The following is an 11,219-nucleotide window of genomic DNA, read 5'->3' on the forward strand; positions in this document are numbered from 1 at the left end:
TGGCCGCGGATGCCTGCCTCGGCGATGTACTGGTCGGTGAACTCGGCGCGGGCGCCGGGGACCTGGTCGAACACCTCCGCGACGAGGTTCTCGAGGTAGAGGACCTCCACGCCCTGGTCCCTCAGGATCTGGGCGAAGGTGTCGTGCTCCTGCTGTGCGACCTCCAGGAACGGGACGTCGTCGAACAGGAGTCGCTCGAGCTCGTCGGGCGGCAGGTTGAGGAGCTCGTCGCCGGGACGGTGCAGGCAGACCTTCCTGAGCTTGCCGATCTCGGAAGGCACGTGCAGACCTTTCGTCATGGCCTCCTACCTTTCTTTCGGGCCTTACTGGCCGAATGTATCAGCGCCCCTCCATATGAGACGCTGCTTGCTGACAGCTCTAGTTATATCCAAAAATCAGCCGCAATTCCACCTCGCCCCCGAACGGTCAACAAAGTGCGATGAACGGTATATCGCATGTGATTCCCCCATGATGTACTTCGGCGTTCTAAAGTAACTTTTCTAAGGTAAACGCTCTTTTTTCTCAAAAATCATTCGCAATTACAACTCCAATCTTTCGATTAGGAATTGCATATCTAAAACGGTTTTATGTATATAAATGACGCTTGTTCGTGTTTCTGTCTGTATTCGATGATATTCAGCTACCTATCATTCTTATTCACATATACTCACCAGTTGAGTGAGGATATAGACCGTTTTTTTCACAACGTGACGGGCGTCAGCTCTATGGCTTGTCAGCGTAAGAAGTAGGTAAAGATACCGTTCACGCGATACGTCCGTGCCATAGGTCGACTAAATTGAGACAATAGTGAATAGTGTTAGGCAACCGTCCCCTGCGGGGACTGAACGGACAGATGCATATGCCGAGCAAAATCGAAAAAAAGCAAGCCGCCGCAAAGCTGCGCAAACCGCCGCGCGACTTCTCGTACACGCAGAACCGAGAGCTCAGCTGGCTGCGCTTTGACAACCGTGTGCTTGACGAAGCCTTCGACGAGACCGTTCCGCTGTTCGAGCGTCTAAAGTTCGTGTCGATTTTCGAGTCCAACCTCGACGAGTTTCTCATGGTGCGCGTGGGCGGCCTGTCCGATCTGGCAGAGCTCAAAAAACAGCCTGTCGACAACAAGAGCAATATGACCGCCTCCGAACAGGTCGATGCCGTCATGGCCGAAATGCCCGGGCTCCTTACCCGATGGGAGTCCATCTTTAAGAGCATCGAGGGCAAGCTCGACGCCCTGGGCGTTCACCGCGCGCGTGCCGATTCGCTTACGCCCGAGGAGCGCACCTTTGTAACCCGCTACTTCCAGGCCTACGTGTCGCCGGTCATCTCACCGCTGGTGATTGACCCGCGCCACCCCTTCCCCAACCTGCGCAACGGCGCACTCTACCTGGCCTGCGGCCTGGACGGCGTCACCGACGAGGAAAGTCTGCTGGGCCTAATCGAGATTCCCGCCTCGATGAACCGCGTGGTCGAGATCCCCTCGCCCGCCGGCACCTACTCCTACATTCTGCTCGAGGACGTCATCCTCGCCTGCCTGGACAGCTGCTTTGGCTCCTATAAGCCGCTCGACCGCGCGCTCATCCGCGTCACCCGCAACGCCGACATCGATCCGGACGGCGAGGGCGTCGAGGAGGAAGAGGACTACCGCCAGCACATGAAGCGCATCCTCAAGAAGCGCCTGCGTCTGCAGCCGGTAGTGCTCGCGGTCTCGGGGTCGCTCGAGAAGGCGACGCTCAAGACCATCCGCAAGGCGCTCGAGCTTTCTCGCCGCTCGGTCTTTACCTGCGATATCCCGCTCGACCTGGGCTACGTCTTCGGCATTGAGGGCAAGATTCCCGAGCATCTACGCAACGAGCTCCTCTTTACGCCGTTTAAGCCTCAGCCCAACCCCACCATCGACATGTCCCGCTCCATTCGCGAGCAGGTGCTGCAGGGCGACAAGTTGCTCTTTTACCCCTACGAGGCCATGAATCCGTTCCTGGACCTGGTACACGAGGCCGCATACGACCCCGAGTGCATCTCGCTGCGTATCACGCTCTACCGCGTGGCCAAGCAGAGTCGTCTGTGCGAGTCGTTGATTGACGCCGCCGAGAACGGCAAAGAGGTCACGGTGCTCATGGAGCTCCGCGCGCGCTTTGACGAGCAAAATAACATCGAGTGGGCAGAGCGTCTGGAAGAAGCGGGCTGCACCGTCATCTATGGCTCCGAGGGCTTTAAATGCCACTCAAAGATCTGCCAGCTCACCTATCGCGAGGGCATGGCGCTCACTCGACTCACGCTTTTGGGCACCGGTAACTTTAACGAGAAGACGGCCAAGCTCTACAGCGACTTTATGCTCATGACCGCCCATCCCGGCATCGGCGAAGACGCCAACCTGTTCTTCCGCAACCTGTCGCTGGGCAACCTGCGCGGCGACTACCGCTTTTTGGGCGTGGCGCCCGTCGGTCTCAAGCCGCTCATCATGCGCGGTCTGGACCGCGAGATCCAACGTGCGCTCGCCGGCGAGCCCGCCCGCGTGTTCTTTAAGCTCAACTCGCTGACCGACCGCGAGGTCATCGACAAGATCGCCGAGGCATCGTGTGCCGGCGTGCGCGTGGACATGATCATCCGCGGCATCTCGTGCCTGAAGCCCAACATTGCGGGCAAGACCGAAAACGTGCACGTACGTTCTATCGTCGGACGTTTCTTGGAGCACGCGCGTGTCTATGCCTTCGGCGTGGACTCGGACATGATCTACCTGAGTTCTGCCGACATGATGACGCGCAACACCGAGCATCGCGTAGAGATCGCCTTCCCCGTGCTCGACCCCACCTGCCGCGCGCTGGTGCACGAGTACATGGGCGTGCAGCTGCGCGACAACGTGAAGGCACGTAGCCTGACGAGCGACGGCACCTGGGTTCCCGTAGAGCGAAAAGAGGGTGAGAAGCCCTTTAACTCGCAGGAAGCCCTGCTGGAGCGTGCCTACCGCAACGCCGAGGCCGCGCCCGAGCCCGTCATTGAGGCAAAGCCCGCCCCTGCTCCTAAGCCGCAGCCGGCCACACCCGAGGTTCAGAAGGTCCAGGCGACCGTCATTGAGCCCGAGCCCGCACCTGCACCTCAGCCCGAGCCGCAGGCAGCTAAGCCCGCACCCGAGACGAGCGCCCGTCGCGATAAGCCCGCCGGCAAGACCAAGGCCATCGAGCGCCATCGCCCCGGTCGTGTGCGCATGGGCCTGGGCCTGATCGGCCTGGGTCTTAAGACGCTCATTACCGGTAAGACGAAATAGTCGTTTGTAGAAGCAGTTTGTAGAAGCGCCCCGCATTTGAGGAAAGCCTCGGATGCGGGGCGCTTTTCCCTGATACCATGGTTGCGGACAACAACGCGAATGACGGGCAGGAATATGAAGCTCAATATAGAATCGATGACCTACGGCGCCGACGGGCTGGCGCACGCCGACAACGGCAAGGCCGTCTTTGTGCAGGGCGCCGTGGCAGGCGACACCGTCGAGGCCGAGATCGTGCAGGACGGCAAGTCGTTTATGCGCGCCCGCGGCACCGAGATTCTGGAGCCGAGCCCCGATCGAATTCAGCCTCCCTGCCCCTTCGTGGGCATCTGCGGTGGCTGCTCGTGGGGCAACCTCTCACGCACCGCTCAGCTTGCCGCCAAGGAGCAAAACCTGCGCTCCACGCTCGAGCGCATCGGCAAGTTCACCCCTGAGCAAGTCGACGAGCTGGTGCAGCCCATCCGCCACACCAAGGACGATTGGGGCTACCGCAATAAAATTGAGCTCGAACCGACCGTTGTAAACGGCCGCGTGCGTCTTGGCATGCACGGCGTCGATCCCAGCAAGATCGTGACCGTCGATTCGTGCCCGCTGTTCGATAAGCGCTTTCCCAAGGCGCTCAAATCGGTCGTCGGCGCGCTTAACTATCTGAGCGGCAGCCACGACCTGGGCTTGGAGCGCGTGGGCATTCGCGCCTCGCGTCGCACCAAGGCGCTCGAGGTCGCGCTCTGGACGCCCACGGGGTCGTTTCCGCGCTCGCAAGTCTCGCGCGTGCTGGCAGACGCCGCACACCCCACGAGCATAGTGCGCGTTATGAGCAAGGGTGAGAAGAAGGCCCGCCGCGTCTCCAAGGTTGAGATGCTCGCCGGCGAGGGCTCCTGGACCGAGAACATCGCCGACGGCCAGATGCGCCTTTCGGCCCCGTCGTTTTTCCAGGTCAACACAAAGGGTGCCGAGATTTTGATCGAGCTTGTCATGGAGGCGCTCGACCCGCAGGAAGACGAACTTGCCGTGGACCTGTATTGCGGAGCTGGAACCTTCACCCTGCCGCTCGCCCGCCGCTGCGACTTTGTTGCCGCCGTCGAGGCCTACGGCCCGGCCGTGCGCGACCTGCGCCGTAATCTGGAGATCAACAAACTCGATAACGTCGACGTCATCGGCGGCGACGCGGTGCGCGAGTTCCCCGATCAGGACGCCGATGTCCTGGTGGTCGACCCGCCGCGTGCAGGCCTCGCCCCCGAGGCGATCGACCTTATCGCCAGCACGAGTGCCCGCGATATCGCCTATGTGAGCTGCGACCCGGCCACCCTGGCGCGCGATCTCAAACGCTTTGTCGAAGAAGGCACCTTCTCCCCCGTAAAGATCACGCCAGTTGACCTGTTCCCGCAAACCTTCCACTGCGAAACCGTCGTCCACCTTAGGCGCAACTAGCCACTTAATCATTGCTCAGAAAAATCATTGGGAAATCGAGCGTGGCAAGCGGAGGTCTTCGGGGTATAAGACGGCTAATTGTATGCCGCCTATGAAAGGAACCCTCATGCCCAGCGTTGCCGTTCTCGCCGCCGATGGCTTTGAAACTATTGAATGCCTGACCATGGTCGATGTCATGCGTCGCGGCGGCGTGCGCGCCACGCTTGTCTCGATCATGCCCACGCGCGAGGTCGTAAGCTCGCTGCAGATTCCCGTGACCTGCGATGCGCTCTTTGACGAGATCAACTTTGACGAGTACGACTGCGTCGTGCTACCTGGCGGCCTGCCCGGCGCCACCAACCTGCGTGCCGACCAGCGCGTCTGCGACGTGGTCTGCGAGTTCGCCGCCGCCAAACACGTCGCCGCCATCTGCGCCGCCCCGTTTATCCTGGGTGAGCTCGACCTGCTCGAGGGGCGCCACGCCACGTGCTTCCCTGGCTTTGAGAAGAGCTTCCCCGAAGGCACCTATACCGGCGAGAAGGTTACGCAAGACGGCAACATCATCACCGCCAGCGGCATGGCCCAGTCGCTCCCCTTTGCGCTTGAGCTGCTGCGCACGCTCGCCGGCGACAAGGCTGTCGAGAAGGTTGCCGAGGGCATTCAGCTATGATTTTGGCCTCGCAATCACCGCGCCGCATCGAGCTGATGCGCGAGGCGGGCTATGACATTCGCATCATTCCTGCCGATATCGACGAAACGCCATTTGATGGCGAGGCCCCGCTTACGCTCGTTGAACGCTTAGCACGCGCCAAAGCCGCCGCCGTTGCCGCCGAGCATGCCGAGCCCAATGAGCTGACGGTCGCGGCCGACACCATCGTCACCTTTGACGGCAAGATTATGGGCAAGCCGGCAACCGAGGACGAGGCGCGCGCCATGCTCCGTGAGCTTTCGGGCCGCACGCACCAGGTCGCAACCGGCGTCTGCATCGTTAAGGCAGGCGATACGGCCGCCCCGCATGCCGCCGAGAGCCTGTCCTTTGTCGATGTGACCGACGTGACGTTCTACGAGCTCAGCGACGAGCAGATCGAGCACTACGTCGCCTCGGGTGAGCCCATGGACAAGGCCGGCGCCTACGGCATTCAGGGCACAGGAGGACGCATGCTCGTGCACGATATTTCGGGCGACTTCTATAACGTGGTGGGCCTACCCATCGCCCGCGTCGCGCGCGCGATTCAAAAACTCTCGTAATTGCATCTGGCGCTGGGTATCCCCCGGCGCCTACAATTTTGGCGTACCGTACGGATCCCGACCGGGCACAAGGCGCGGCGGAAAACCGATAGGAGTTAAACATGGATACACTGCTCGAGGCCATTGACGTCTGCGATGTCGATGGCTTTTGCTATGGCAACTATACGGACGAGGAGGCCGGCACCGGTTGCACCGTAATCGTGGCACCCGAGGGCGCCACCGGCGGCGTTGACGTTCGCGGCGGTGCTCCAGCATCGCGCGAAACCGACCTGCTGCGACCCGAGAACACCGTCGACAAGGTCCACGCCGTCTGCCTTTCGGGTGGATCGGCCTTTGGCCTCGAGGCTGCAAGCGGCGTCGCTCGCGAGCTTGAGGGCCGCGGCATCGGCCTTCCCGTCGGCCCCACGCAGGTGCCTATCGTATGCTCGAGCTGTATCTTCGACCTCGCCTTTGGTAACCCCACCGTTCGCCCCGACATTGAGGCCGGCATCGCCGCCGTGCGCGAAGCACTCGACAACACCCCCACCACGCTCGAGCAGGGCAATGTAGGTGCCGGCACAGGCGCCACCGTCGGAAAGCTCATGGGGCCCACCACCTGCATGAAAGCCGGCCTTGGCGCTGCCGCCGTGGCGCTCGGTCCCGTTAAGGTAGGCGCCGTGGTTTCGGTCAACGCCTGCGGCAACGTGGTCGACCCCTTCACCGGCGAGTGGGTCGCCGGCATGCGCGCCGCCGCCGATAGCGACCAGATTATCGACATGGAGCTCGCAGCCTTTGCCGCCGCCGGATCCATGCAGATGCCGCTCGACCGCACCAACACCACCATCAGCTGCATCGTCACCAACGTGGAACTTACTAAGGCACAAGCTACCAAGGTCTCCCAGATGGCCGCAGACGCCTACGCACACGCCATCCGTCCCACGCACACCACCAACGACGGCGACACCATCTACACCCTCGCCAGCGGCAAACTGGGCGCCCAGGCAAGCGCCGCCGTTCCCCTAGACCTGCTGGGCATGCTCGCCGTAAGGGCCCTGCAAACCGCCATCGTAAACGGAGCCAAAACCGCCAAAACCTCCCACGGCATCCCCGGCGCCGCTAAGTAGTCTCGCTCGACCGTCGGTCGGAGACGGGCGGGCATTACGTTTGCTGCTCTACAGTCCTATGCAAGACGAAGGCCACATTAAGTGGCCTTCTTTGCATGCGGAACTCGCGACAAACGTAATGCCCGCCCGTCTCCGACCGACTACCAACCAAATTCTTTTCAGCCCAGGCCCCTGTGTACCGCGCGTCTAAGATCTTCAAATTCAAATAATCTGACAATCGATTCTTATAGCAGAGGCCCCTTGGCCTTTAGTTTGATACAAGTTCCGCACGAGCCGGAAAGCACTTAATGTGCTTTCCGTGCGAGACAGGACTGTTCGCAGTAGCAAACAAAAGGCCAAGGGGCCCAGTCAACCTAACAGAAGCGATTACTCTGCAGTTAGTTGAATTTGAAGATCTTTGAGGCAAGACGGTATAGGCCGATCGTGGTTTTGTCTCCGGCACGACCGCGGAGGTTAGTGAAGAAGCCGACCACACCGTAACGTGCACGACGATACATGCGCTCGTCGTAGGCCTTCAAATCATTCCACAGCGTCTTTAGGCGCTCGTCGGCGCAATCTTCCTCAGAAAGCTTGGTGAGCACCGAGCAGATCGCCATCATCATGGTGAAGTAGCCCATCATGTACGAACGCAGGCGCGACGACTCGACATCGCTGTACAGGTGGTACGACTCCATCATGATACGCGTAACACGGAACTGCTGGTCCAGACGCTTGACCATCGTTGCCTCGTTGACGCTCTGACCTTCGCGACCGATAAAGTAGCGGTAGAGGTCGATGTCGGCGTAGTACATGGTCTTGCAACGCGGCAGCGGCACGTAGGCGTAGATGTTGTCCACATAGAACGTGTGCGGCGGCATGGGAAGGTTGGACTCGCGCAGCACATCCGTGCGATAGCACAGGCTGTGCATGAGTAGGTTCTGGTCCAGGCGGAAATGACCGATCTGATCCCAGGAAAAGATCTTTTTGCGCGGCAGGGCAAATTTGTAACCGATAGCGGTATGCGTGCCCTCGCAAACCTTCTCGTACACGTAGTTCGAGATAAACAGATCAACGCGCTGGTCGCGCTCCTCAAAGCCACGCAGGATCGAAAGCATGGTCGAAAGGGCAGCGCCGTCAAGCCAGTCGTCCGAGTCGACAACCTTGTAGTAGGTGCCCTGCGCCTCGCGCAAGCCCGAAAGGACGGCGATACCGTGGCCGCCGTTCTCCTGATGCACCGCGCGGATAATGCCGGGGTAACGCGCCTCCCACTCGTCGGCCTTGGCGGCCGTCTCGTCCTTGGAACCGTCATCGACGATGATAATCTCGATGTCGGTGGCATAATTGCTCCCCTCCAGAATGGAGGTGATGCAATGGTCCATGTCCTTGGCGGCGTTATACGAGGGAATACCGAATGTTATGACTTTATGCATGGCAGGCGATAATCTCATCCGAAAGATCGAGGGCGGAGTTGGTCACGGCATCCATATCGTAGTAACGATACTCGGCCAGACGACCCACCGGGTGGAAGTTCGTCAAGTTCTGGACGCGCTCGAGATAGCGCTCGTAGAGCTCGCGGTTCTCGGGCTCCAGAATGGCGTAATAGGGCGTCTCGCCCGAGCCGGGCGTATAGGCCTTGGAATACTCCTTCATGATGGTGGTCTTGCCGGGCAGGACCTGGCCAGTCATGTTCTTGAACTCGGTAATGCGCGTATAGTCCTCGCTCGTGGTGTAGTTGACGGTGCCCACGGGCTGGAACTGGTCCATATCGAGCGTCTCGAACTTCATATCGAGCGTGCGGTACGGCAACGCACCCAAGTCGAGGCTGAACAGCTCATCGAGAGGACCGGTATAGACAATCTCGCCGCCGTAGACCTTGCCATCGATCTTGACGGTGGTCTCGTCGATTTCAAAGAGATCGCGGGCGTCCACGTCGCAGAACACGTCAATCAGGTCGTGGTCGAGCATGTGCTCAAAGAGCGCCGTGTAGCCCTCCTGCGGCATGCCCTGGAAGGGAGCTTGCGGGAAGTAGCGGTCATCATCGCCCACAAAGACGGGAACGCGGCCGGTGATCGAGGGGTCGATCTGATCGGGCGTCTGGCCCCACTGCTTCATGGTGTAATGCAAAAAGACGTTCTCGTAGACGTAATCGGCGACCTCGGCCAAGTCGGGGTCGTTCTTCTTACGCAGCTCCATAATGGGCACCTTGACATCCTTGCCAAAGGTCTCCACGAGCTTCTGATACAGCTCCTCGCCGCGCTCGTCACCAAAGGCGAGCTTGAGACTCGCATGGTTGAAGGGCACGGGCATAAGGGTGCCGTTGATGTTGGCGAGCACCTTGTGCTGATAATCCGTCCACTTGGTAAAGCGCGACAGGAAATTGTGCACGCGCTCGTTAAAGGTGTGATAGATATGCGGACCGTACTCGTGGATCAGGATTCCGGCCTCGTCAGTGCAGTCATAGGCATTGCCCGCAATGTGGCTACGGCGCTCCAAAACGGCAACACGATAGCCGATGGTCTCGGCAAGACGGCGGGCGCAAACGGCACCGGCATATCCAGCACCGACGACAATCATGTCGTACGCGCCGGCGTTAAAGCCTTCAGGCAGGCCTGAGGTAATCTGCATCGATACTCCTTGTCAAAAGCCACGGGCTCGTTAGCTGGGCTTTTCTCGAACATTCTTCGAGACATATTTATCAGAGCGATTATAGCGCTAATGCGTCCTATAATGAGCTTGCCACACAAGGAAAGCTCAAGCACCGCGGCGTACAAATTTGAAAGGTAAACCCGCTAGCAGCGGGTTTATTCGTGAACAGCCGGGCGCCTGGAGCTTAGTGAAACGCTTGTAAGGAGTAACATGAGCGATTTCCTTAACCGTATGAAGTCTGCCGCCAAGGCCGACCTTAAGACGATCGTCCTGCCCGAGGGCGAGGATCCGCGCACCATCGTCGCGGCCACCAAGATCATCGAGGAGGGCCTGGCAAAGATCGTCATCCTGGGCAACCCCGACGAGATCAACGTTCCCGGCGCCACCGTCATCGACCCGCGCAATGCCGAGAAGCACGAGGAGTACGCGCAGAAGTTTGCCGAGCTCCGCGCCAAGAAGGGTGTCACCATCGAGCAGGCTCGCGCCCAGGTGATGGACGCCACCTACTTTGGCACCATGATGGTCAAGATGGGCGACGCCGACGGCCTGGTCTCCGGCGCCTGCCACTCCACCGCCGATACCCTGCGCCCCGCGCTGCAGATCCTTAAGACCGCCCCGGGCACCAAGCTGGTCTCGGCCTTCTTCGTGATGTGCACCGACACCCCGCAGTTCGGCACCGACGGCACGCTGATCTTCGCCGACTGCGGCCTCAACATCAACCCGTCCTCCGACGAGCTCTCCGAGATCGCCATCGCCTCCGCTCACTCCTGGTCCACCTTCATGGGCAACGTTGAGCCGCACGTGGCCATGCTCTCCTACTCCACCATGGGCTCCGCTGGCGGCGAGGTCGCCAAGAAGGTCCAGGAGGCCGTGAAGTTCTGCAAGGAGAAGGCTCCCGAGCTCGCCATCGATGGCGACCTGCAGCTTGACGCCGCTATCGTCCCCACCGTCGCCCAGCTCAAGGCTCCCGGCTCCTCTGTCGCCGGCAAGGCCAACGTGCTCGTGTTCCCCGACCTCGAGGCCGGCAACATCGGCTACAAGCTGGTTCAGCGCTTCGCTGGCGCCGACGCTTACGGCCCCATCCTGCAGGGCATCGCCAAGCCGGTTAACGACCTTTCGCGCGGCTGCTCTGCCGACGACATCGTGGGTGTCGTGGCCATCACCGCCGTCCAGGCTCAGATGGCTGAATAGCTTACATATCCCCTCGGGACCCTGCAGGGCAAAGCTCTGAAAACGTCCTCGGACATGCAAAGAGGCTCCGCTGCGCGCTTCGCGCGGCGGAGCCTCTTTGCGTCCTGCGGAATGTTTTCAGAGCTTTGCCCTGCAGGGTCCCTGCCGTCACGCAGCAGTCAGGGAATCTGGAGTGGGCGGCGGCTTGGCTACGAGCTGGGGCTGAGGATCTGAACGAATGGGTGACGTTGCTGGGAGCGCAGGCGTTGCCGGCGATGATCACTTTGGAACTGGAATTTCCGCCTGCTAGTAAAAAGGCCTCCGGGCTGTGAACTGCCTCCCATTTCTTGGACACAAGAAATGGGAGGCCTTTTTATGGCTGGAAACGCTTTGTACGACGTCGG

General features: G+C 60.4%; 9 protein-coding genes. 6 read left to right on the forward strand and 3 right to left on the reverse strand.

From position 1 onward, the window contains the following. A partial coding sequence (locus PMW70_RS09395) for an arginine deiminase family protein (protein ID WP_271744703.1) occupies nt 1-299 on the reverse strand: 299 nt, incomplete at its 3' end. Between the two features lie 560 nt (nt 300-859). On the opposite strand from PMW70_RS09395, the gene ppk1 reads away from it, so the two are divergent. From ppk1 to PMW70_RS09420, 5 genes are all read left to right on the forward strand, one after another. Next, nucleotides 860-3,262 (forward strand): polyphosphate kinase 1, encoded by a 2,403-nt coding sequence (ppk1, locus tag PMW70_RS09400; protein WP_271744704.1) that lies wholly within the window; start codon nt 860-862, stop codon nt 3,260-3,262. 99 nt (nt 3,263-3,361) lie between these two features. Beyond that, nucleotides 3,362-4,690, forward strand: coding sequence for a 23S rRNA (uracil(1939)-C(5))-methyltransferase RlmD (rlmD, locus tag PMW70_RS09405; RefSeq protein WP_271744705.1), 1,329 nt, complete (start codon nt 3,362-3,364; stop codon nt 4,688-4,690). Nucleotides 4,691-4,796: 106 nt separating this feature from the next. Further along, complete coding sequence (locus PMW70_RS09410; RefSeq protein WP_271744706.1) at nt 4,797-5,339, forward strand: DJ-1 family glyoxalase III; 543 nt, start codon at nt 4,797-4,799, stop codon at nt 5,337-5,339. Next, nucleotides 5,336-5,917: a Maf family protein gene (locus tag PMW70_RS09415; RefSeq protein ID WP_271744707.1), complete on the forward strand. Its 582-nt coding sequence runs from the start codon at nt 5,336-5,338 to the stop codon at nt 5,915-5,917. The genes PMW70_RS09410 and PMW70_RS09415 overlap by 4 nt, the downstream gene beginning before the upstream one ends. 101 nt (nt 5,918-6,018) lie before the next feature. Continuing rightward, nucleotides 6,019-7,020, forward strand: coding sequence for a P1 family peptidase (locus PMW70_RS09420; RefSeq protein ID WP_271744708.1), 1,002 nt, complete (start codon nt 6,019-6,021; stop codon nt 7,018-7,020). A gap of 377 nt (nt 7,021-7,397) precedes the next feature. Here PMW70_RS09420 and PMW70_RS09425 read toward each other — a convergent pair whose 3' ends face one another. Then, nucleotides 7,398-8,429, reverse strand: a complete 1,032-nt coding sequence (locus PMW70_RS09425; RefSeq protein WP_271744709.1) for a glycosyltransferase family 2 protein — start codon at nt 8,427-8,429, stop codon at nt 7,398-7,400. Then, nucleotides 8,422-9,624 (reverse strand): UDP-galactopyranose mutase, encoded by a 1,203-nt coding sequence (gene glf, locus PMW70_RS09430; RefSeq protein WP_118094540.1) that lies wholly within the window; start codon nt 9,622-9,624, stop codon nt 8,422-8,424. The genes PMW70_RS09425 and glf overlap by 8 nt, the downstream gene beginning before the upstream one ends. Nucleotides 9,625-9,855: 231 nt before the next feature. Here glf and pta point away from each other — a divergent pair, with 231 nt between their 5' ends. After that, nucleotides 9,856-10,836, forward strand: a complete 981-nt coding sequence (gene pta, locus PMW70_RS09435; RefSeq protein ID WP_006234296.1) for a phosphate acetyltransferase — start codon at nt 9,856-9,858, stop codon at nt 10,834-10,836. The last annotated feature ends 383 nt before the right edge of the window (nt 10,837-11,219 follow it).

The sequence above is a fragment of the Collinsella aerofaciens genome (genome assembly GCF_028209625.1).
GTDB classification, from domain to species: domain Bacteria; phylum Actinomycetota; class Coriobacteriia; order Coriobacteriales; family Coriobacteriaceae; genus Collinsella; species Collinsella aerofaciens_AM.